This window comes from Citrifermentans bremense R1 (genome assembly GCF_000426865.1).
GTDB classification, from domain to species: Bacteria; Desulfobacterota; Desulfuromonadia; order Geobacterales; family Geobacteraceae; genus Geomonas; species Geomonas bremensis.
In genome coordinates this window covers 74,116-96,528 of sequence record NZ_AUGE01000005.1, presented here as the reverse complement: position 1 = coordinate 96,528, position 22,413 = coordinate 74,116, and the positions used below count along the sequence as shown (strand labels likewise).

At 60.2% G+C, this 22,413-nt stretch carries 19 protein-coding genes and 2 tRNA genes; 18 read left to right on the top strand and 3 right to left on the bottom strand.

The window, feature by feature from the left end:
- Window positions 1-211: 211 nt before the first annotated feature.
- Both dnaE and K419_RS0104995 read left to right on the top strand, forming a co-directional pair.
- Window positions 212-3,682 (top strand): DNA polymerase III subunit alpha, encoded by a 3,471-nt coding sequence (dnaE, locus tag K419_RS0105000; RefSeq protein WP_026840622.1) that lies wholly within the window; start codon window positions 212-214, stop codon window positions 3,680-3,682.
- A 130-nt stretch (window positions 3,683-3,812) separates the two neighbouring features.
- Window positions 3,813-4,772, top strand: coding sequence for an acetyl-CoA carboxylase carboxyltransferase subunit alpha (locus K419_RS0104995; protein WP_026840621.1), 960 nt, complete (start codon window positions 3,813-3,815; stop codon window positions 4,770-4,772).
- Window positions 4,773-4,846: 74 nt separating this feature from the next.
- Here the strand turns inward: K419_RS0104995 and K419_RS0104990 are convergent, their stop codons facing one another.
- Complete coding sequence (locus tag K419_RS0104990) at window positions 4,847-6,112, bottom strand: DUF445 domain-containing protein (protein WP_026840620.1); 1,266 nt, start codon at window positions 6,110-6,112, stop codon at window positions 4,847-4,849.
- A 249-nt stretch (window positions 6,113-6,361) separates the two neighbouring features.
- Here K419_RS0104990 and K419_RS0104985 point away from each other — a divergent pair, with 249 nt between their 5' ends.
- Window positions 6,362-7,162: a pseudouridine synthase gene (locus K419_RS0104985; protein WP_026840619.1), complete on the top strand. Its 801-nt coding sequence runs from the start codon at window positions 6,362-6,364 to the stop codon at window positions 7,160-7,162.
- Between the two features lie 193 nt (window positions 7,163-7,355).
- Here the strand turns inward: K419_RS0104985 and K419_RS0104980 are convergent, their stop codons facing one another.
- Window positions 7,356-7,865: a MucR family transcriptional regulator gene (locus K419_RS0104980; protein WP_026840618.1), complete on the bottom strand. Its 510-nt coding sequence runs from the start codon at window positions 7,863-7,865 to the stop codon at window positions 7,356-7,358.
- A 194-nt stretch (window positions 7,866-8,059) separates the two neighbouring features.
- Here K419_RS0104980 and K419_RS23025 point away from each other — a divergent pair, with 194 nt between their 5' ends.
- The 9 genes from K419_RS23025 (at window position 8,060) to hrpB (ending at window position 15,229) form a co-directional block, all read left to right on the top strand.
- Complete coding sequence (locus K419_RS23025; RefSeq protein ID WP_012531522.1) at window positions 8,060-8,263, top strand: indolepyruvate ferredoxin oxidoreductase subunit alpha; 204 nt, start codon at window positions 8,060-8,062, stop codon at window positions 8,261-8,263.
- A 115-nt stretch (window positions 8,264-8,378) separates the two neighbouring features.
- Window positions 8,379-9,449, top strand: coding sequence for a 3-methyl-2-oxobutanoate dehydrogenase subunit VorB (locus K419_RS0104975; protein WP_026840617.1), 1,071 nt, complete (start codon window positions 8,379-8,381; stop codon window positions 9,447-9,449).
- An 18-nt stretch (window positions 9,450-9,467) separates the two neighbouring features.
- Window positions 9,468-10,208 carry a thiamine pyrophosphate-dependent enzyme gene (locus K419_RS0104970; protein ID WP_012531520.1) on the top strand — a complete coding sequence of 247 codons (741 nt, stop codon included), beginning with the start codon at window positions 9,468-9,470 and terminating at the stop codon, window positions 10,206-10,208.
- A 75-nt stretch (window positions 10,209-10,283) separates the two neighbouring features.
- Window positions 10,284-10,835: a 2-oxoacid:acceptor oxidoreductase family protein gene (locus K419_RS0104965; RefSeq protein WP_026840616.1), complete on the top strand. Its 552-nt coding sequence runs from the start codon at window positions 10,284-10,286 to the stop codon at window positions 10,833-10,835.
- 41 nt (window positions 10,836-10,876) lie between these two features.
- Window positions 10,877-10,950 (top strand) — tRNA-Gln (locus tag K419_RS0104960).
- 41 nt (window positions 10,951-10,991) lie between these two features.
- Window positions 10,992-11,066 (top strand) — tRNA-Glu (locus K419_RS0104955).
- Between the two features lie 178 nt (window positions 11,067-11,244).
- Complete coding sequence (locus tag K419_RS0104950; protein ID WP_226377624.1) at window positions 11,245-12,042, top strand: phosphatase PAP2 family protein; 798 nt, start codon at window positions 11,245-11,247, stop codon at window positions 12,040-12,042.
- A gap of 21 nt (window positions 12,043-12,063) precedes the next feature.
- Complete coding sequence (locus K419_RS0104945) at window positions 12,064-12,738, top strand: HAD family hydrolase (RefSeq protein ID WP_026840614.1); 675 nt, start codon at window positions 12,064-12,066, stop codon at window positions 12,736-12,738.
- Between the two features lie 7 nt (window positions 12,739-12,745).
- Window positions 12,746-15,229: an ATP-dependent helicase HrpB gene (gene hrpB, locus K419_RS0104940; protein ID WP_026840613.1), complete on the top strand. Its 2,484-nt coding sequence runs from the start codon at window positions 12,746-12,748 to the stop codon at window positions 15,227-15,229.
- Between the two features lie 262 nt (window positions 15,230-15,491).
- Here the strand turns inward: hrpB and K419_RS0104935 are convergent, their stop codons facing one another.
- Window positions 15,492-16,235, bottom strand: a complete 744-nt coding sequence (locus tag K419_RS0104935; protein WP_226377623.1) for a peptidoglycan DD-metalloendopeptidase family protein — start codon at window positions 16,233-16,235, stop codon at window positions 15,492-15,494.
- Window positions 16,236-16,610: 375 nt separating this feature from the next.
- On the opposite strand from K419_RS0104935, the gene K419_RS0104930 reads away from it, so the two are divergent.
- From K419_RS0104930 to ppnP, 6 genes are all read left to right on the top strand, one after another.
- Window positions 16,611-18,692, top strand: coding sequence for a glutamine synthetase III family protein (locus K419_RS0104930; protein ID WP_226377640.1), 2,082 nt, complete (start codon window positions 16,611-16,613; stop codon window positions 18,690-18,692).
- Window positions 18,693-18,924: 232 nt separating this feature from the next.
- The gene (locus K419_RS0104925; protein ID WP_012531513.1) at window positions 18,925-19,263 is read left to right on the top strand and encodes a P-II family nitrogen regulator; all 339 of its coding nucleotides are present in this window, start codon (window positions 18,925-18,927) and stop codon (window positions 19,261-19,263) included.
- 39 nt (window positions 19,264-19,302) lie between these two features.
- Window positions 19,303-20,715, top strand: a complete 1,413-nt coding sequence (glnA, locus tag K419_RS0104920) for a type I glutamate--ammonia ligase (protein ID WP_026840610.1) — start codon at window positions 19,303-19,305, stop codon at window positions 20,713-20,715.
- Window positions 20,716-20,942: 227 nt separating this feature from the next.
- Window positions 20,943-21,482, top strand: a complete 540-nt coding sequence (locus K419_RS0104915; protein ID WP_026840609.1) for a PEP-CTERM sorting domain-containing protein — start codon at window positions 20,943-20,945, stop codon at window positions 21,480-21,482.
- A gap of 210 nt (window positions 21,483-21,692) precedes the next feature.
- A complete protein-coding gene (locus K419_RS0104910) occupies window positions 21,693-22,040 on the top strand; it encodes a hypothetical protein (protein ID WP_026840608.1) in 348 nt (115 codons plus the stop codon).
- Between the two features lie 28 nt (window positions 22,041-22,068).
- Window positions 22,069-22,380 carry a pyrimidine/purine nucleoside phosphorylase gene (ppnP, locus tag K419_RS0104905; protein WP_026840607.1) on the top strand — a complete coding sequence of 104 codons (312 nt, stop codon included), beginning with the start codon at window positions 22,069-22,071 and terminating at the stop codon, window positions 22,378-22,380.
- Window positions 22,381-22,413 lie beyond the last annotated feature (33 nt).

Sequence of the window (22,413 nt, the reverse complement as noted above, 5' to 3'; positions counted from 1 at the left end):
GCCCCGTGATGCCCCCCAAGCCCGACGTGCGATTCACCGGCAAATTAGGAGAGCAGCCAGCTGTGTCTCATTGACATAGCGGCTCCATTCGTGGCATATTTAACCGCATTTTTTTCGCCGTTACAGAGACAGGAGCCGCCTAAGGCGATGGCTCCTTTTATTGTTTCGATTCAGCCAGTTCCCGCCGTTTCTTTGCCAGGACGTTCACCTTATGGATTCAACAAATTTCGTTCACCTCCATCTCCACTCCCAGTACTCGCTCCTCGACGGGGCGATCCGCATCGGTGACCTCCTGAAGAAGGTGAAGGAGTGCCACATGCCGGCCGTGGCCATGACCGACCACGGCAACATGTTCGGCACCCTTGAGTTCTATTTGAAGTGCAAGGACAAAGGGATCAAGCCGATCCTGGGGAGCGAGGTGTACATAGCGCCGCAGGACAGGTTTCTGAAGCAGGCTCCCTCCAGCCCCGACCAGGCCTCCAGCTATCACCTGATCCTTCTGTGCGAAAACATGATCGGCTTCAAGAACCTCTCCTACCTGGTATCGGCAGGGTACAAGGAAGGGTTCTACCGCCGCCCCCGCATCGACAAGGAGCTCCTTTTGAAGCACAAGGAGGGGCTCATCGTCCTCTCCGCCTGCCTGCAGGGGGAGGTGGCGTACCTTGCCGGCAGGAACAAGATGGACGAGGCGCGCGCCGCGGCTTCCTGGTACGCCGAGCATTTCCCGGGTAGCTACTACATCGAGCTGCAGGAGAACAAGCTCCCCGAGCAGGACGTCGCCAACCGCAGGCTCATGGAGATCGCGCGTGAGATGGACCTGCCGCTCGTCGCCACCAACGACTGCCATTACCTGAACCGCGAGGATGCGAGGGCCCACGAGATCCTCCTCTGCATCCAGACCGGCAAGACCATGAGCGACCCGACCCACATGGCGTTCTCCGTGGACGAGTTCTACGTGAAGACGCCGCAGGAGATGGCGCAGGCGTTTCATTACGCCCCTGAGGCGATCGAGAACACGGTCAAGATCGCCGAGCGCTGCAACCTCGAATTCGACTTCAAGACCTACTACTTCCCCGCCTACGAGGCCCCGGAAGGGGAGACGCTTGACCAGCAGCTGGAGCGCGAGGCGACCGTCGGCCTCGTCGAGCGGCTGAAAAAGATCCGCATCAAGTACAACTTGACCGAAGAGCAGGAACAGGCCTACCACGCCCGGCTGCGCATCGAGCTGGACTGCATCAAGCAGATGGGGTTCCCGGGGTACTTCCTGATCGTCGCCGACTTCATCAACTGGGCCAAAGACCACGGCATCCCGGTCGGCCCGGGCAGGGGTTCGGCGGCGGGCTCTCTCGTCGCCTTCTGCATCAGGATCACCGATATCGATCCGATGCCGTACAACCTCCTCTTCGAGCGCTTCCTGAACCCGGAACGTATCTCCATGCCGGATATCGACGTCGACTTCTGCCAGGATCGCCGCGAAGAGGTGATCCAGTACATGGTCGAGAAGTACGGCCGGGAGAAGGTCTGCCAGATCATCACCTTCGGTACCATGGCTGCGCGCGGCGTCATCCGCGACGTGGGGCGCGCGCTCGATTTGACCTTCGGCGAGGTGGACCGGATCGCGAAGCTGGTCCCCGAGGTGCTCGGCATCACGCTGGAGAAGGCGCTGGAGCAGGAGCCGAAGCTGAAGGAGCTGATGGCGGCCGACCCCAAGGTGAAAGAGGTCATGACCGTCGCGCTCAGGCTGGAGGGGCTTGCCCGCCACGCCTCGACGCATGCGGCCGGCCTCGTGGTCGCGCCGAGGCAGATGGAGGAATTCTGCCCCGTCTACAAGGACCAGAAGACCGGCTCCTTGACCACGCAGTACTCGATGAAGTACGTGGAAAAGATCGGTCTGGTGAAGTTCGACTTCCTGGGGCTCAAGAACCTGACCGTCATCGACAACGCCTGCAAGCACATCAGAAACGGCAAGGACCCCAACTTCGACATCACGCTATTGCGCGACGACGACGAGGAATCCTACAAGCTCCTGCAGGCCGGCAACACGACAGGCGTGTTCCAGCTGGAGTCCAGCGGCATGAAGGAACTCCTGGTCAAGCTGAAGCCTTCCTGCTTCGAGGACATCATCGCGGTCTGCGCCCTCTACCGTCCGGGTCCCTTGGGCAGCGGCATGGTGGACGACTTCATCGAAAGAAAGCACGGCCGCAAGCAGACCGTCTACGACCTGCCGCAGCTTGAACCGGTCCTGAAAGACACCTACGGCGTCATCGTCTACCAGGAACAGGTCATGCAGATCTCCCGATCGCTCGCCGGCTACTCGCTTGGCGGCGCGGACCTTTTGCGCCGCGCCATGGGTAAGAAGGACGCCGAGCAGATGGCGAAGGAGCGCGACAAGTTCCTGGAGGGGTCCGAGAAGCTTGGCCTGGACGGGAAGAAGTGCGCCGCCATCTTCGACCTGATGGCGAAGTTCGCCGAGTACGGCTTCAACAAGTCGCACTCCGCAGCCTACGCCCTGGTCGCCTACCAGACCGCATTCCTGAAGGCCCACTACCCGGTCGAGTTCATGGCTGCCCTCTTGACCGAGGACATGGGGAACACCGACAAGGTCATCAAGAGCATCGGCGACTGCCGCGAGATGGGGATCGAGGTGCTCCCCCCCGACATCAACGAATCGGACCGCTCCTTCCGCGTGCTGGACAAGGCGATGCGCTTCGGTCTGGGGGCCGTGAAGAACGTGGGCGAAGGCGCCATCGAGGCGATCATCGAGGCGCGCGGCGACGAGCCTTTCAAGGACCTCTTCGATTTCTGCGAGCGCGTCGACCTGCGCCGGGTCAACAAAAGGGTGATAGAGGCTCTCATCAAGTGCGGCGCCTTCGACTGCACCGGGGCCAAACGCTCTCAGCTCATGGCGGGGCTGGAGGATGCCGCGTCTGCCGGGCAGAGGGTGCAGCAGGAGCGCGAGAGCGCGCAGGCGTCTCTTTTCGGCGCGGCAGAGATCGTGCGCGGCGCCAACGGCGGCGGCAACCGGCTTCCCGACATCCCCGAGTGGGACGAGAAGTATCGGCTGGGGTGCGAGAAAGAGGCGATCGGCTTCTTCATCACCGGGCACCCGCTGGACCGCTACGTCGCCGATATGAGGCGCTTCTCCAGCGTGGACTGCTCCACCATCCTGGACGCCAAGGAAAAGAGCGAGGTGAGGATCTGCGGCGTGCCGGCCAGCGTCAAGGAGCTGATCACCAAGAAGGGGGACCGTATGGCCTTCCTCGCGCTGGAGGACCTGGTGGGTTCGGTCGAGGTGGTGGTCTTTCCGGAAACCTACGCCAAGTGTTCCGAGGTGCTCAGGGGGGACGATCCCATCCACGTCACCGGCACCGTGGAGTTGAGCGAGAAGGGGGCCAAGGTGATGGCGAGCGACATCGTCCTTCTGCGCGACCTGGTTGAGCGTGAAACGAGAAAGGTGAATTTCACCATAGACGCCAAAGAGGCCGATGAAGGGAAGCTCAAAACGCTCAAGGACATCATCTCCCGCTATCAGGGAATCTGTCGCAGCTTCCTGCACCTTGACATAGAGAACAGCTCCAGAGTCACCATCAAGCTTCCCGATGTATACAAAGTCTCGGCAAGTGAAGAATTAACAGTGGAAGTGAGCAACCTCTTCGGCTATAATGCCGTGTCTTTCGAGTGACCTCAATTCTATTCCCGGCATAGGTGAGTTTTGTCTGTAGGAGCGGCATTCCAGCCGTGATACTGCCACAGCAGTCGCGTCAGGAATGCCGCTTCTGCGAGTTAATCTGAAATCAAGGAGATGAAAATATATGGCACTGCAACAAAGCTATCTGGACTTTGAGAAGCCGCTGGCCGAACTGGACAAGAAGATCCAGGAACTGCATGGGTTTTCGACGCAAGGGGTGGACCTCTCGGCTGAGATCGCCAAGCTGGAGCAAAAGTCCGAAAAGATGCGCGAGGAGATGTTCGCCAACCTATCCCGCTGGCAGACCGCCCAGGTGGCGCGCCACATCAACCGTCCCTTCACCCTCGATTACCTGGAGCTGATCTTCACCGAGTTCGTGGAACTGCACGGCGACCGCAACTTCGGCGACGACCACGCCATCGTCGGCGGCCTGGCCAGGCTGGACGGCGAGCCGGTGATGGTGATCGGCCATCAGAAGGGGCGCGACACCAAAGAGAAGGTCTTCCGCAACTTCGGCATGCCGAACCCCGAAGGGTACCGCAAGGCGCTGCGTCTCATGGAGATGGCCGAGCGCTTCAAGCTTCCCGTCATCACCTTCGTCGACACCCCGGGCGCCTTCCCCGGCATCGGCGCCGAGGAGCGCGGCCAGGCAGAGGCGATCGCCCGCAACCTGCGCGAGATGTCCCGGCTGACCGTCCCCATCATCGTCGTCATCACCGGTGAGGGTGGCTCCGGCGGCGCGCTGGCCATAGCCGTAGGCGACAGGATCCTCATGCTGCAGCACTCCGTCTACGCCGTCATCTCCCCCGAGGGTTGCGCCGCGATCCTGTGGTCCGATGGCACCAAGGGAGCCCAGGCCGCCGAGGCGCTGAAGCTGACCGCGAAGGACATCAAGGAACTCGAAGTCATCGACGAGATCGTACCCGAGCCGGCCGGCGGCGCGCACCGCGACCACGAGGCCATGGCCAAGAACCTGCACGAGGCGCTTTCGAAGAACCTGAAGGAGCTGAAAGGGATTGCGGCAGAAGATCTGATCGAGCAGCGTTACCAGAAGTTCCGCAAGATGAGCCGCTTCGCCGGGTAACAAAAGCAGAATACAGAAAAGGGGGACAGGCTACTTTTCGAAATGAAAAAGTAGCCTGTCCCCTTTTTACCTTTTCATCCTATGAGCAGCGACACCGCGTGCAGCAGGATGCCGATCATGCCGCCGACGAGCGTGCCGTTCATCCTGATGAACTGCAGATCGCTCCCTATGCTGAGCTCGATCTCCTCGATGAACTCCTCTTCTTTCCACTCCTTCACGGTCCCGGCGATGTGACGGGAGAACCCGGCTCTCAGGCTGTCGGCGTAGTTTCTTACCACGCGCTCCAGGTGCTCGTTGACAGAATCGGCCAAATCGGCATTCTCGGCAAGGGTGTTGCCAAGGCCAACCGCGGCGTCGGCTATCTTGGCGCGAATGCTCGATAACGGCCGGTCCAGGTCATCTGCCATCCATTGCTTCAGGTCGGCCACGAGGTTCTTGGCGTAATGCGAGAGCTGTTCGTTATCGAGCACCTCCCGCTTCAGCTCGGCCACCTTCTCCCTGGTGCCGGAGTCGTGTTTAAGCTTCGCGATGAAGTCGCCCACGGCCCGGTCGAACTCCTGGCGCAGCTCGTGGTCCGGGTCGGCGTTGACCAGGTTCAGGAAGCCGCTCACCTTATCTATGATTTTTTCGCCGGCGCTCCTGGAGAACTGCGGACGGTTCGGGATGAATTTGCTCAGGAGCGGGTATTCGGTGTCGACCCAGTTGTCCAGCGCTATGGCGATCTTCTCCTGCGACTCGGGGGTCCCAAGCCAGGCGCCCAGCCGCCTCAGGATCTCGTCCAGAACGGCCTGATGGCGATCGTCCTTTCTCAGGGATTCGAGGAGGCCGGCAGCGGAGCCGGCCAGGTCGAATTTCCCGATCCGGTCGTGCATTGCGGCCATGACTATCCTGCTGACACGTTCGTCCTCCAAAAACCCGATCGATTCTGAGAGGATACGCGCTACCCCCCTTGCCAGCCCCTCCGCGTTTTCCCGCGAGGTGAGATAACGGCAAAGCTGCCGCGCGGGGTCGAATTCCTTCATCTTTTCCACCAGCACCTCGGTGGTCAGGAACTTCTCCTGGATGAAGCGGGCCAGGTTGTCGGCGATGGTTTCCCTCTTGTCGGCGATGATGGCGGTGTGCGGTATTGGAAGTCCCAGCGGGTGCCTGAACAGGGCCACCACGGCGAACCAGTCGGCAAGGGCGCCGACCATGGCGGCCTCGGCGAACGCGGCCACCCATTCCCAGCCGCCGCTTCCCCGCTGCAGGCGGGCCACGATGAATAGGACGGCGGCGCCTGCCATGAGGGCTACGGCGATCATCTTGTTCTTTTTCAGTGCAGTTCTTCTCTCATCCAACATCAGCGTCTACTCCTTGCCTTCTAGGTTTCTGCTTGTGCCTTGACTGATCCGGGCGAGCCCTTCTTTCTATCAGTTTGTGACCTACAAGGCAATACGTCAGCGTCAATGACAAAAGGTAACAGGCACCTGTCTCAACCTTCCCGGACTCAGTACGCTTCGGCCGTTAAAGGTTGCGGCAACTGTCGATGCTATGGTAAGACTGAACGTCTATCTGTAGTCACCGGGGAGAACCCAGGTAAGGAGAAAATAATGCTGGAACGTTTACAGAAGATACTCTCGCAGGCAGGCGTTGCTTCCCGACGCGAGTCGGAAGGGATAATCGCCGCGGGGAGGGTGGCCGTTAACGGCACGGTGGCAACGGAGTTGGGGACGAAGGCGGACCCCGACACCGACACCATAACCCTGGACGGCAAGCCGATCACCATCGAAGAGAAGCGCGTCTACATCCTGCTCTACAAGCCGGTCGGCTACATGACCACCATGAAGGACCCCGAAGGGCGCCCGATCGTGAGCGATCTTCTCAAGGGGGTGAAGGAGCGGGTGTACCCCATCGGCCGCCTGGACTACAACACCGAGGGGCTGCTCCTTTTGACCAATGACGGGGCGCTCGCCAACTCGCTGATGCACCCAAGCCATGAGGTGGACAAGGGGTACCTGGTAAGGGTGAGCGGACAGGTATCTCCTCTCCAGATCAAGAAGCTCTCCGAGGGGGTGAAACTGGAGGACGGCATGACCGCTCCCGCCAAGGTGCTCCCGGTGAGCGAGAGCGAGAACAACTCCTGGATCTCGATCACCATCCACGAGGGGCGCTATCGCCAGGTGCGGCGCATGTGCGAGGCTGTGGGGCTGAACGTGGTGCGCCTGAAGCGGGCCCGGTACGACTTCCTTGAGATAGGCGACATGAAGCCCGGGGAGTACAGGCACCTGGCGCCTGAAGAAGTGACCCGGCTCAACAGGAAGATGGCCCCGGTAGGCACAGGGCGCGGTCCACGCAAGACCGGAGTGGTAGCGCGGCGAGGTTCGACAGGCACAGGAAGGGGAACACGCTGACAAAGCGAAACCCGTGGATGGACCAGACACAGTAAAACCGGACACAAGAAAAAGCCACCCTTTGGGGCGGCTTTTTTTATATGAGTGCAATGCCTGCTATCTCACTCGGGGAGACAGGGCAGGGGCAGTTAGTCAGTGTGGTTTAGCTGCGGGTCAGGGAGGCGGGGGGAGGCTGCGCCGATAACTTCAGGCGTCATGCGCTCATCTGCTGCTTCTGCTTCGGCACGCGCGGCGTCTTGGGGGGCTTTTTCTCGGCTGGCCCCCCTTTGGCGGCAAGTTTGGCCGCCCGTACTGCACGGGCCTTGGCCAGGTTGTCCGCGAGCCCCTTCTCCTGCGCCATCCTTCTGCGCGCCTCGGAGAAGTTGCGCGCGGTCAGCGCCTGTCCGCTGGGGATGCCGAACAGTTTCCTGTATTCGCCAGGCTTCATGCCGTGGACCTGGGCCAAGTGGCGAGCGAGCGTTTTCATGCCGCTCTTGCCGCAGAGCATGCAGCTTACCTGGTCCGGCTGGAAAGCCTTCTTCAGGGAGATGGCCGGCCCTCTAGCATCGGCCTTCTCCGCTTCTTCACCAGCCTCCACTTCCAGCTTCTGCAGTGCGACATGCACCTTCTGCAGCTCAAGAAGCAGATCTTCACCGGACATCTCTGTCACCGAGGCATGTGAAGAGACAATATTGGCCGTCAATTCGAGCAGTGATGATGCCATCTTTTCGCTCCTCCTTTCATAGTTTTGAGGTGAAAACATTAGCCGTGTATTATTAAACTACATACATATTTAAAATCAAGCCTTAAATGTTAAACGTAAACAAAAAAGTTGACTGCCAAGTTAAATTTCTGCTAGGTTTCCTCGGCTGATTGCATGGGCGGGAAGCGGCCGCCGGACTATGAGGGTGACTTAGAATGGGACGAATTGTAATAGACGAATTGAGATGCAAAGGATGCGGTATCTGCACCATTGCTTGCCCAAAAAAGCTGATCAGGCTGTGTGAGAAGGTCAATATCCAGGGATACGCACCTGCAGAATCTCCCAATCAGGAACTCTGTACCGGGTGTGCTCTCTGCGCCGAAATTTGTCCTGACGTAGCCATAACTGTCTTCAAATAATTTTTTACTTCCACAGTGAGATTCATTGATCCTGACTGAGCAACCGCGCGTGCGGTTTGAGCGTGCGGCGGAGCTGTCCGTGCACCTGGCCCAGCAGGATTCCCTGGAGGGACAATTGTCGAAACGTCTGTTTGTAAAGGGGAATGAGGCCGCCGCCATGGGTGCCGTGGCCGCCGGGTGCCGCTACTACTTCGGGTATCCCATCACCCCGCAAAGCGACATTCCCGAATACCTCTCGCGGGAGCTCCCCAAGCTTAAAGGCGAGTTCATCCAGGCGGAGAGCGAGATCGGCGCGATCAACATGCTTCTGGGCGCCTCCGCCACGGGCGTGCGCGCCATGACTTCCTCCTCCAGCCCGGGCATCTCGCTGAAGCAGGAGGGGATCTCCTACATGGCGGGTGCGGAGCTTCCCGGCGTCATTATCAACATCTCCCGTTCCGGCCCGGGCCTGGGCGGCATCGATGCCTCGCAGTCGGACTACTTCCAGGCCGTGAAGGGGGGGGGGCACGGCGGCTACCACATCCCGGTGCTGGCACCTAACTCGGTGCAGGAGATGTACGACCTGACCTTGCACGCCTTCGACCTGGCGGACCTCTACCGCACACCGGTGATGCTCCTGGGCGATTCGGTGGTCGGCCAGATGAAGGAGGCTCTCGTTCCCAATCCGCGCCCGGTACGCGAGCTGCCCGAGAAGGAATGGGCGGTCCGCGGCAAGGGGAGCGCCGGGCAGAGGGTGGTGAAGTCCCTTTTCCTTGGGGACGGCGAGCTGGAGGCGCATAACTGGCGCCTGCACGCGAAGTACCAGGTGATGAAGGAGAAGGAGTGCATCTCCGAGGAGTTCGAGACCGCGGACGCGAAACTGATCGTGACCGGTTTCGGCTCCGTCTCCAGGATCGCCCAGACCGCGGTGGCCATGGCGCGCGAAGAAGGGCTCAAGGTGGGGCTGTTCCGTCCGGTTACGCTCTTCCCCTTCCCGGAGAAGGCGCTGGCGGAGGCCGCCGGCCATGCCGGCCGCGTGCTGGTGATCGAGCTCAACACCGGACAGATGGTTGAAGACGTCCGCCTGAGCGTAGGTGCGCGAGCCCAGGTTTCCTTCTACGGCAGGCCGCCGGGGGCAGGGTCGCTTCCGTCGCCGGAGGAGATCCTCGACGTCATCAGGAAGAACTACGACCAGGCGCCGCAGTAGGCTAAGAGGTATATCCACATGCAACAGGTTTTTAAGAGACCGCAAAGCTTGAAGGACGTGCAGACCCATTTCTGCCCCGGGTGCCATCACGGCACCATCCACCGCCTGGTGGCGGACGCCATGGACCTCCACGGCGTGCAGGAAAGGACCATCGGGGTGGCGTCGGTCGGCTGTTCCGTCTTTCTCTACGGCTACTTCGACATCGACGTCGTCGAGGCTCCCCACGGCCGTGCTCCCGCGGTAGCGACCGGCGTCAAGCGCGCGAAGCCGGACAACTTCGTGTTCACCTACCAGGGCGACGGCGACCTTGCCGCCATCGGGACCGCGGAGATCATCCACGCCGCCAACCGGGGCGAGGACATCACCGTCATCTTCGTCAACAACACGACCTACGGCATGACCGGCGGCCAGATGGCCCCGACCACCCTGGTCGGTCAGAAGACCTCTACCTCCCCGTACGGCAGGGACAAGTCCAAGGACGGCTCCCCGATCAGGATGGCGGAACTGATGGCGCAGCTGGGCGGCGTGGCCTACTCGGCCCGCGTGGCCGTGGATTCTCCCAAGCACGTCCTGGAAGCGAAAAAGGTGATCCGCGAGGCGTTCGGCTACCAGGTGCAGGGGAGGGGGTTCTCCTTCGTGGAAGTGCTCTCCGCCTGCCCGACCAACTGGGGGATGAACCCGCTCAAGGCGAACGCGCGGGTCGGCGAGGAGATGATCCCTTACTTCCAGTTGGGGGTCTTCAAGAAGGAAGAGGCGTAGGCGGCCGCTAGCTTAAGGGGCGGTTTAACTATGAATGCAGGACACGGACGGCGAGCGTTCGTGTTTGGAGGTTCGATGCGTAAAGATGTGTTGATAGCAGGCTTCGGCGGGCAGGGTGTGCTCTTGGCCGGGAATCTGCTCTCCTATGCCGCGATAGAAGAAGGAAAGAACGTCAGTTATTTTCCCGCCTACGGGGTTGAAAAGCGCGGCGGTTCGGCCACCTGCACCGTGGTCATTGCCGACGGCGCGGTAGGCTCCCCGGTGGTCGGGCAGCCCTCGACGCTAGTGGTGCTGAATCAGGCGTCGCTGGAGCGCTTCGGCGCCCGTGTCCGTCCCGGCGGCGTCTGCATCGTCAACTCGTCGCTCGTCGACGTCTGCGCCCTGGGGAGGGACGACATCAGGATCATCCCGGTCCCCATGAACGAGATTGCCACTGAGCTCGGCGACTTGAGGATGGTCAACATGGTGGCCTTGGGCGCCTACGCCGCCGTTTCCGGCGCGGTCGAACTCGCCACCCTGGCGGGCGCGCTCAAAGAGGCACTGCCGGAGCGAAACCACAAGTACATCCCCGCCAACGTGAAGGCGATTGAAACAGGCGCACAGGTCGCATCGGAAAAAACAGCTTGACTTCCCGAAGAGGAATCTGGTATTAAACTGGTCTCTTTCGATGGGGTGTCGCCAAGCGGTAAGGCAACGGACTCTGACTCCGTCATCCAAGGTTCGAATCCTTGCACCCCAGCCAACCTCCTCACGAGCTAGCGATGCAGCAAGCTGAACATAATTGGTCCCATCGTCTAGTGGTTAGGACACCGGCCTTTCACGTCGGTAACAGGGGTTCAAGTCCCCTTGGGATCACCATTTGAAGACAGCGCCTTGAAGCAGGGCGCTGTCTTTTTTTTTATCTGCACTCTTCTCAAGTAACTCTGAATCCATGGTCGGAGGCTTTGCTATGACAGTAGTCATCTCTTGTAGGACATCTTATTGCTCTCCAGCTACTGCATGCGCAGCTGCCTTTGTCGGAGCAATCCCCGCCCGGTTGGCCCTTCTTCTTTTCCTGATGCTTTGTTGCAGCACCCTCTTCCCTTCGCAGCTTCATGCGGGGGAGAACCTGTTCAACAGCGGGGCAGCCATCAAGGAGGAACTGGGGCGCCTGGGCTCGGAGGGAACGCTCTTCCTAAAGGCCCCCGTCGACCCTTACCTGGCGCAGACCGGAGCCGCGGCGGGTCTCATTGCCGTCGCCTACATCTTCGATAAACAGCTCAGCTCGAGCGGTTCGCACCACGGCGTTCTCAGGGGGATCACGGACGCCGGCAGCAACGCCAGCAACCCCTTTCTCCACCTGGGTATCGCCGCGACCGTCTACACCGCCGGGGCCGCTTCCGGGAACGCCGGCGTGATGGATCTCGGTGAGGAGATGGGGGAGGCGCTAGTTCTGGCGGATAGCGCCACCTTCGTGCTCAAGGGCGCCATCGGCCGGGGGCGTCCCTACCAGACGGAGAGCAAGTCGAGCTTTCGTCCCTTCCAGTTCGAGGGAGGTTACGACTCGCTCCCTTCGATGCACACCGCGAGCTCTTTCGCTTTGGCCCATGTGGCCGCTTCTCATAGTGAAAGCTGGCCTTCGAAGTTTGCCTGTTACGCCGCAGCCGGTCTGGCCGGCTTCTCCAGGGTCTACCAAGGGAAACACTGGGCGAGCGACGTGCTGGTCGGGGCCGCTATCGGCGAACTGGCCGGGGATGCGGTGACGAGGTACCGCGCCCTGCAGCCGGGCAAGGTGAGCGTCGCCCCCACGGCGATTGGCGGCGCCCCGGCGCTGGCGCTGGTCGGGAAATTCTAAAAGACGATAAAGGAGCTTTGCATGCTTAGCGCAGTCATCTTCGACTTTGACGGCGTCATCGTGGACACCGAACCGCTGCACTACAAGGCCTTTCAGGAACTGCTGGTGCCGCTTGGGCTTGGTTATTCCTGGGAAGAGTACCTGGACCGCTACATCGGTTTCGACGACCGGGATGCCTTCCGCGAGGCCTTCGCTGTCGCCGGGCGTGCCCTCTCCGACGGCGAGTTGAAGGAGCTGATCCACGGCAAGGCGCAGGCGTTTCTGCGCATCGTCTCGGTTGGTGTTGCCCCATATGCCGGGGTGGTGGAGCTGATCCGCTCCATCTCCGGCAACCTGCCGCTTGCCCTTTGCAGCGGTGCCCTGCGCAGCGACATAGACCCCATCCTGGCGCAGCTGGGCCTTTCCGACGCCTTCGACGTCATGGTGACCGCCGACGAGGTGGCGGCCAGCAAGCCCGACCCGGAAAGCTATCGGCTAGCGGTCACGAGGCTCCAGGAGGCCTTCCCAGGCAAGGTTGACGCTTCTGCCTCGATCGCCATCGAGGACACCCCGGCGGGAATCGCCTCGGCGACCGGCGCAGCTCTCAAGGTGCTCGCCGTGACCAACAGCTATCCCAGGGAGCGGCTGACCGGCGCCTGCCGGGTGCTCAATTCCCTGTCCGGAGTCGATCTCGAAGGGCTTCGCCTCCTCGTCTGACGCCGCCATGCTCAAACCCGCCACCATCGATGCCGTCCTCCCGCAACTGGCCGAGGCGCTGGAGCTGCGCAACGTAGCCGTGCTCCAGGCCCCCCCGGGCGCCGGGAAGACGACGCGCGTCCCCCTGGCCCTGATGGACGCCCCCTTTCTCCAGGGGGGAAAGATCATCATGCTCGAGCCGCGCCGACTGGCCGCCGTGAACGCCGCCCGCTACATGGCCCAGTGTCTGGGCGAAGAGGTGGGGAGGCGCGTAGGCTACTGCATCAGGTTCGAGCGCAAGGTTTCCCCCGCCACCCGCATCGAGGTGGTTACCGAGGGGATCCTGGCCCGGAGGCTGCAAAGCGACCCGCTGCTGGAAGGTGTGTCGGCGGTGATCTTCGACGAGTTTCACGAGCGGAGCCTTACCTGCGACCTTTCGCTTGCGCTTTGCCGGGACGTGCAGCTGGGGCTGCGCGAGGACCTTCGGCTCCTGGTCATGTCGGCTACGCTCGATGCCGAGCCTGTGGCGCAGCTTCTCGGCGGCGCGCCTCTCATAACCACTGAGGGGCGACAGTACCCGGTGGAAATCAGGTACCTGAAGAGCGAGCCTTCGGGGCGGCTGGCGGAAACCACCTGCGCCTCGGTCCTGCGCGCTCTCTCCGAGACTAAAGGCGACATCCTCGTTTTTCTCCCCGGCGCCGGCGACATCAGGCGCTGCGAAACCCTGCTGCAGCAAAAGCTCGGCCCCGACGTCATGGTTGCGGTCCTCTACGGGGATCTCCCCTTCGCCGCGCAGGAGCGCGCCATCTTGCCGGCGGATCGCCGCAAGGTGGTCCTCGCCACCAACATCGCAGAAACCAGCCTCACCATCGAGGGGGTCCGGGTGGTAGTGGATTCCGGCTTCTCGCGGCAGCTCCGCTTCGATCCCTCGACCGGCCTGAACCGCCTGGACACCATGCGGATATCGGCTGCCTCCGCCCAGCAGCGCGCCGGCCGTGCCGGCAGGGTGGCACCCGGCGTCTGCTATCGCCTTTGGACCGAGCACGCCCAAACGACCCTCCTCCCGTTCACCCCCGCAGAGATCAGGGTATCCGACCTTGCACCCCTCGCCCTCGACCTGGCGCAGTGGGGCGTGTCAGATCCCGCTTCGCTGAGCTTTCTCGACCTGCCGCCGGCAGCCCATCTCGCCGAGGGGAGGGCGCTCTTGCAATCCCTCGGGGCACTCGATGGGCGCGGGAACATCACCCCCCTGGGAAAGAAGATGGCGGCGCTCCCCATGCACCCGCGCCTGTCCGCCATGCTGGCCGGTTCGCTGGCGACCGGCCAAAGGGGGCTTGCCTGCACGCTGGCAGCCATCCTCTCCGAGCGCGACCTCCTGCCGCGCGGGGGCGGAGCGGTTTCCGACAGCGACCTTCTCGACCGGCTGGACGCATTCGCCGAGCGCCGGGACCCGCAGGCGTCCCGCACCGTGGAGAGGCTCGCGACTTATTTCAGGAACGCCCTCGGGGTGCAGGGGGGGCATGTGCAGGGGGACGCCTCGGTGGTGGGAGAACTCCTCCTGATGGCGTATCCCGACCGGGTGGCGCGGGAGAGAACCCCCGGTTCCGGCCGCTACCTGATGGTCAACGGCAGCGGCGCGCGCCTGTCGCGCAGAAGCAACCTGAGATCGCAGCCGTTCATCGTGGCGGTAGAGGTCGAGGGGGGCGGGGCCGAGGGCGAGATACATATGGCGAGCGCCGTCACGCTCGACGCGGTGCGCTCCGGGTGTGCCGGCGCCATTACCCGCGAGCGGCGGGTCTTTTGGGATGAGCGAGAGGGGAGGGTGGTGGCCCGCGAAGAGGAGCGCCTCGGGGCCATCGTTCTTTCTGAGCGTGCCGCGACCCCGGACAAGGGGGAGATCGGCGCAGCCCTTTTGGGGGGCATCTTGTCAGGCCCCGGCCTGTCCGGGCTTAACTGGACCGACGAGGCACGGCAGTTTCAAAACCGTGTGAATTTCCTGCGCCGCGTGCTGCCGGAGGAGGAGCTGCCGGACCTCTCGGACCGGGCGCTGACGGAACACCTGGAGCGCTGGCTCCTTCCCTACCTAGATGGGGTGAGGTCGCTCGCCCACCTGGCGCGGGTGGACCTTCGGGAGCCCTTGAAGGGGATGCTTGAGTGGCGGCAGCAAAAGCTCGTCGACGAGGAGGCTCCGACCCATCTCAAGGTCCCCAGCGGCTCCCGCATCGCCCTGGAATACCCGGCCGAGGGGGATCCCTTTCTAGCCGTCAAACTGCAGGAGATGTTCGGACTTGCCGAGACGCCGCGGGTGGCAAAGGGAAGGGTTCCGGTAGTGATCCACCTGCTGTCGCCTGCCCGGCGTCCCATTCAGGTGACCTCGGACTTGAAGAGCTTCTGGAACGGGGCCTACCGCGAGGTGTGCAAGGAGTTGAAGGGTCGCTACCCGAAGCACCCCTGGCCGGACGACCCGTGGAATGCGCCGGCTACCAGGCATGTGAAGAAGAGGATATCGTAGAGGCAATTGACGATTGACAATTGACAATGAACAACCTAATAAGAGCTTTTAAATTGTGGGTATGTAAGACCTGGACTGTCGTTGCAATATGTGTTGTGAGTTGAAAATGAAGGGAGCAGTGGTTAGTTGTCAACTGTCTAGTTGCCAATTAACAATTGGTTCTGGCTTGTTGATTGTGAGTTGGATGAGTTGGGAGCTGGAAATGAATGGAGTAGTGGTTTAGTTGTCAATCGTCAATTGTCAATTGTCAATTGCTTTTGGTTCACCTCATGTTGGTGAAAACGAGCGAGCCGTCTTTCGACAGGTAGCTCCTGATGCTTTCCGGCACCTCCGGAATTCCCATCCCGTTCTCCAAGTAGGCCTGCGTCACGTTTAACCCGTCCTTCCAGAGCTCGAAGTGCAGGTGCGGTCCTGTGGATCTCCCGGTGGAGCCGGAGAGCGCGACCGTCTGCCCCGCCTCTACCCGGTCCCCGATCTTTACCTCCAGTTGTGCATTGTGCCCGTACAGGGAAACCATCCCTCCTTCATGCTCGATGGTCACCAGATTGCCATATCCGCCGCGCGCAGCACTCTCGACCACCCTGCCGGCCGCGATCGCCTTAACCCTGGTGCCGGTCGGGACCGCTATGTCGACTCCGTTATGATGTTTCATGCCGCCGTCGATCGGGTCGTGGCGCAGCCCGACCCTGGAGGTGACGACCCCCTGGACCGGCATCCGGGGGTCTTTCTCGGTAAAACCCGGCTCGCTCTTGAGCGCCTCCGGTTGGATCTTCGCCGTCCTTTTTGGCTTCCCCTCGCGCAGAACCCTGACCGCGCCCCCGCTGGTCGGGGTGTTGGTGAAGGTTTCCACCCCGTCCTCCCCCGTGTAACGGAAAAAGTCGGCCTGCGCCGGCGAGACGAAGAGCGCGCAAAGCACCGCTGCAGGCAGGAGTGTACGCGCAAGCTGTGATGCTTTCTTCCACCGTAGTGCGATTTCCAGTTTCTTCACCATCAATCCTTCGCCCAAAATCCGGGCTCCCTGATCCCTAAAGCCGCCCGTACTATAGTATGACGGCCGGCGCTTGGCAAGAGGCGACTGGGGGGGCGGCTCGCTGCTCATTTACCTAGCAGGCGCCGCTCTTAAACAATAAGGGGGACAGCATCAAGGGGACAGGCACCTGCTATCCGGCGGACCAGGCATTGACTGCGCCGGCGGTCGTGCCGGAGGGCTTTTCCCGGTGTGGAAAGATTAATCGGCTGTGTGTCGTACTGGGCATTTCTCTTGCTACATATTGGATGTTTAGCGCAATGATCCTGTAAATACTTGGAACCCCGTTGCTTCGACAATCATAGTGCTTATTTTTTAGACACCGCTGCATAAAAAGGAGGCTGTACCGTGGAGATGTTTGGGCAAAACGTATTTAACCAGTCTGTTATGAGAGATAGGTTGCCGAAAGGTGTTTTCAAGAACCTGAAGAAGACCATTGACGAAGGTCTGCCGCTTGATCCCTCCATCGCAGATGTTGTCGCATCGGCAATGAAAGAGTGGGCCGTTGAAAGAGGCGCAACACATTTTACCCATTGGTTCCAGCCGATGACCGGCATTACCGCGGAGAAACATGACTCTTTCATTTCGCCGACGGATGGCGGGGTACTGCTTGAATTCTCCGGTAAAGAACTGGTCAAGGGTGAGCCGGATGCGTCCTCTTTCCCCAGCGGCGGCCTGAGGGCAACCTTCGAAGCCAGGGGATACACAGCCTGGGACTGCACCTCGCCTGCCTTCCTGAGAGAAGAGGCTGACGTCATCACTCTCTGCATCCCTACCGCCTTCTGCTCCTACACCGGTGAGGCGCTGGACAAGAAGGTTCCTCTGCTTCGTTCCATGGAAGCGCTTTCCACGCAGGCCGTGCGTGTTCTCAAGCTGTTCGGAAACACCAGTGTCACCAGGGTAACCTCGACTGTCGGAGCCGAGCAGGAATACTTCCTGGTGGACAAGTCTTTCTACCTGAAAAGACCCGACCTGATGATGGCAGGCAGAACCCTTTTCGGCGCCATGTCCACAAAAGGGCAGGAAATGGAAGACCACTACTTCGGCAGTATCAAGGAAAGAGTGCTGTCGTACATGAAGGAAGTGAACGAGGAACTGTGGAAACTGGGCGTTACTGCCAAAACCCAGCACAACGAAGTAGCACCCGGACAGTTTGAACTAGCACCGATTTTCGAAAACACCAACATCGCCACCGACCACAACCAGATGGTCATGGAAGTTCTCAAGCGGGTCGCCCTCAGACACGACATGGTCTGCCTGCTGCACGAGAAACCCTTTGCCGGCGTCAATGGTTCCGGAAAGCACAACAACTGGTCCATGAGTTCCAACGACGGCCAGAACCTGCTGGAGCCCGGCCACACCCCCCATGAGAACGCCCAGTTCCTGACCTTCCTCATGGCTACCATCAAGGCTGTGGACACCTATGCCGGGCTGCTGCGCTGCTCCTGCGCCAATGCCGGCAATGACCATCGCCTGGGCGCCAATGAAGCACCTCCGGCGATCATTTCGGTTTTCCTCGGCGAGCAGCTTGCCAATATCATCGACCAGATCGTTGCAGGCATAGCGAAATCGTCCTCCATGAGCGGTCTCATGGACATCGGCGTAAATACCCTTCCCTCGCTGCCCAAGGACGCCACCGACAGGAACAGGACCTCCCCTTTCGCCTTTACCGGCAACAAATTCGAATTCAGGATGCTCGGTTCTTCCTTCTCCATTTCGGGCCCCAACATCATCATCAACACCATCATTGCCGAGGCGCTGAAAGAGTTTGCCGACGTGCTGGAGAAATCCACCGACTTCGACGCCGACCTCGACAAGCTGCTTCAGGAAACCGCTAAAAAACACCAGCGTGTGATCTTTAACGGCAACAACTACTCCGACGAGTGGGTTCAGGAAGCAGCAAAACGTGGCCTGCCGAACATTCCCAACACTCCTGACGCACTCAAGGAACTGGTCTCCAAGGAAGCGGTCAAGGCGTTCACTGCTCACAATGTCTTCAACGAAAAGGAAGTCCATGCACGTTACGAAATCATGGTCGAGCAGTACGTCAAGACCCTGAACATCGAAGCGCTGACCATGATCGACATGGCCAACCAAAGCATAATCCCTACCGCCATCGAGTATGCGACAACGGTGGCAAACTCTGTCAATGCGGTCGCCGCTGTATCCAGCAAGCTGGACGTCTCGACACAGAAGGAATTGTTGGATGAACTCTGCGAGAAACTGGCTTTGATGAGCGCCAATACCAAAGCGCTGGAGAAGGCGCTTGAGAACGCGCTGAACATCGCCGATGCCGAGAAGCAGGCCGCTGCATTCAGGGAAAGCGTGTTTACCAAAATGCTTGAACTGCGCGCCACTGGCGATGCGCTGGAAAAAATCATAGGTGCCAAATACTGGCCTCTGCCGACCTACAGGGAGATGCTTTTCGTCCTGTAATCCCTGGATCTTTATCTGCCTAAATAGGAGCCTCCTGCCGGGGGCTCCTATTTATAGCTACGCCACAGTCAAGGCACGATCAGTTCAGGATTGTTCTAATATAAGTTGACCAACAAGAGTTCGGCAACCTGCTGCTGAGCAAACCATCAGTCCGGGATTTATAACCTTGCAAATCAATGGCAAGCTATTTATAATTCGCGGCGCACTGAACAACAAGCGGAGGATAACTGCCTTGAAAAAAGTCGAAGCAATCATAAAACCTTTCAAGCTTGATGAAGTGAAAGAAGCACTCAATGAGATCGGCATCCAGGGGATCACCATCGGTGAAGTGAAAGGTTTCGGTCGCCAGAAAGGGCACACCGAGCTTTACCGCGGCGCGGAGTACGTGGTCGATTTCATTCCCAAGATCAAGATGGAAATCATCGTATCTGACGAAGTTGTCGGCAAGGTTGTCGACGCCATCGAGCAGGCTGCCAAGACCGGCCGGATCGGCGACGGCAAGATCTTCGTGACTCCAGTGGAGGAAGTAGTTCGGATCAGGACCGGTGAGAGGGGCGAGGACGCTCTCTAATCGGCACTGGTTTTTACTTAATTTGAAAGGAGATTGTAGATGACACCTAAACAAGTAGTGGAGTTTGCAAAAGAAAACGGCGTACTTATGGTCGATTTCAAATTCATGGACTTCGTCGGCATCTGGCAGCACTTCACCGTGCCGATGAGCGAGTTCGGCGAGGACACCTTCGAAGAAGGGCAGGGCTTTGACGGCTCCTCCATCCGTGGGTGGCAGCCGATCCATGCCTCCGACATGATCATCATTCCGGACCCGAAGACCGCGAAGATGGACCCGTTCACCGCAATTCCCACTCTTTCGCTTATCTGCGACATCTTCGACCCGATCACCAAAGAAGACTACACCCGCGACCCGCGTAACATCGCCAAGAAAGCCGAGAACTACCTGAAGTCGACCGGCCTTGCCGACACCGCATACTTCGGACCGGAAGCGGAATTCTTCATCTTCGACGACGTCCGTTACGACTCCACCGCCAACTCCTCCTTCTACGCCGTTGACTCCGTCGAAGGCGCATGGAACACCGGCCGCGAAGAGTTCCCGAACCTCGGCTACAAGCCGCGCCACAAAGAAGGCTACTTCCCGGTTGCCCCGACCGACTCCCAGAACGACCTCCGCAACGAGATGGTCCTGGAACTGCAGAAAGTCGGCATCCGCGTCGAGTGCCAGCACCACGAGGTCGCTACCGGCGGCCAGGCAGAGATCGACATGCGCTTCTCCTCGCTGGTCGACATCGCCGATCAGCTGCAGTGGTTCAAGTACGTCATCAAGAACGTGGCAAACCGCAACGGCAAGACCGTAACCTTCATGCCGAAGCCGCTTTACGGCGACAACGGTTCCGGCATGCACTGCCACATGTCCCTCTGGAAGGACGGCACCAACCTCTTCGCCGGCGACAAATACGGCGGGCTTTCCCAGATGGCTCTCTGGTACATCGGCGGCATCATCAAGCACGCCCGTGCCCTCTGCGCCTTCACCAACCCGACCACCAACTCCTACAAACGTCTGGTGCCGGGCTTCGAGGCTCCGGTGAACATGGCGTACTCCAGCCGTAACCGTTCGGCTGCGCTCCGTATCCCGATGTTCTCCTCGAACCCCAAGGCGAAGAGGATCGAGTACCGTACTCCGGACCCGTCCTGCAACGGCTACCTCGCCTTCGCAGCTCTGCTGATGGCAGGCCTCGACGGCATCGAGAACAAGATCGATCCGGGCCAGCCGCTGGACAAGGACATCTACGGCCTGTCCCCGGAAGAACTCGCCACCATCCCGTCGGCACCGGGCTCCCTCGAGGAGGCTCTCAAGGCGCTGACCGAGGACAACGAGTTCCTCTACAAAGGTGACGTCTTCACCCCGGACGTCGTCGAGAAGTGGATCGAGTACAAGACCGAAGCCGAAGTCAACCCGGTCCGTATGCGTCCGGTACCGCTCGAGTTCGCACTGTACTTCGACATTTAATAGCTTCAGGCATAAAGGCAGCATAGAAAGGCGGGGGAAACCCCGCCTTTTCCTATTTGTGGTCCGCGATAGCGGCTATCGAGGTGGGGCACCGGGGCGCGTGGAAAGAATTGACTCGATAATTGCAATGGCCTAACTTGTAGATACGTATCGGGAACCATTGGAGCGGTTGGGGAGTTCACGTGCGGCTTACACATCAGGAGGTAGCTCAATCCGGGAGGTGTCTCATGTCGAGAAAATTTCTTGCTGCACTCGCGTTCTCTTCCTTTTTGACTGTTTCAGCCCTTCCCTGCCAGGCCACCGTCGTCATTGACCCCGCATTGGGATGGAGCGGCGAGTTTGCCTGGTTTGACGGCATCGGACCGATCGGTTTTATCACCACGCCCAACGAAGACGAGTGGTGGAGTTCCGATTGGAGCATCTCAACGAGCAGCGACTGCGTCATGCCCCTCGTTACTGCGTTCGATGAGTATGCTGTAGGAGATGAATTCGCTTTCTACTTTGACGGCCTGCTCACCGGGTGGACTTCGACCTTCCACGACGGTTCCGGCTATTTCCACGGCGTGTTCGATGATCTGGCCCTTACGGCCGGGACCCATACCTTTACCTTCTTCGTGACCGCTAACGCCCCTGGTCTCACGGAAGGATCGGCCAAGGCTGATTTCTCCGCGGTAGCGCCTGCCGCGGTTCCTGAGCCCTCCACTTTGCTTCTGCTGGGCGCGGGCTTTGGCGCTCTCGGTCTGTTCCGGTCGATGCATCGTAGCTGAAGCCGTAGGCAGCCGGAATTAGGAGAAAATGGCCGCGAGCAATCGCGGTTTTTTTGTTCATTGGCGACTTCGCCCTTGGCGATTTACCTTTGTGTGCCGCCACAACAAGTGTCCTTACTCATTTAGGTTGAAGGGGTCCCCAAAAACTGCTAAGGTGCGGAATTTCCAGGCTCACCACGGGGACAGGAGCAAAGTGCGAGGAGGCAGCAGGTGCTGCGAGAAGCGAAGGCCGCCAAACTTATCGAGTGGTTCTGCAAAGCTGCGATCAGGCATGCCGAGGCCATGGAAAATCTGCAGGAAGAGGTCTCCGCTGCGCAGGTGGAGGACCTGGACAGGTTTTACGCTGCAGTGCTGCGCGAAGGGGCCTTGGACCTTTTTCTCACGCTGCTGGATAACGAAGACGTCAGGGTTGCCGGCATGGCTGCCGTGTACGCCATGCGCGAAGAGCCCGACCGCTGCCGGGAGGTACTGGTGCGGCTTTCGGCCCTGCCCGGGCTGACAGGATTCAGGGCGCAGGCTGCGTTGGAGCGGTGGGAGTCCGGGGATTGGAACAAGTAGAACTTTAATCAAAATCAGGAGGTGTGCAGTGTCCGAATTCAACAACGTAAGTGTGGTAAAAGAGGCCAACATCTATTTCGAGGGCAAGGTGACCAGCCGCACCGTCATATTCCCTGACGGGTCGCGCAAGACCTTGGGGGTGATGCTCCCGGGCGAATACACCTTCAACACCGGCTCCGCGGAGCTCATGGAGATCCTTTCCGGCGAGATGACGGTGGTTTTGCCCGGTTCTCCCGACCCGGTCGCCATCAAGGGTGGAGAGGCGTTCGAAGTGCCCGAAAACGCCAGCTTCAAGGTCAACGTTACCGCCGTTTCCGACTACATCTGTTCCTTCCTCTAAACCGGGAAGGCAAACCTGTGCCACGGAGAGAAT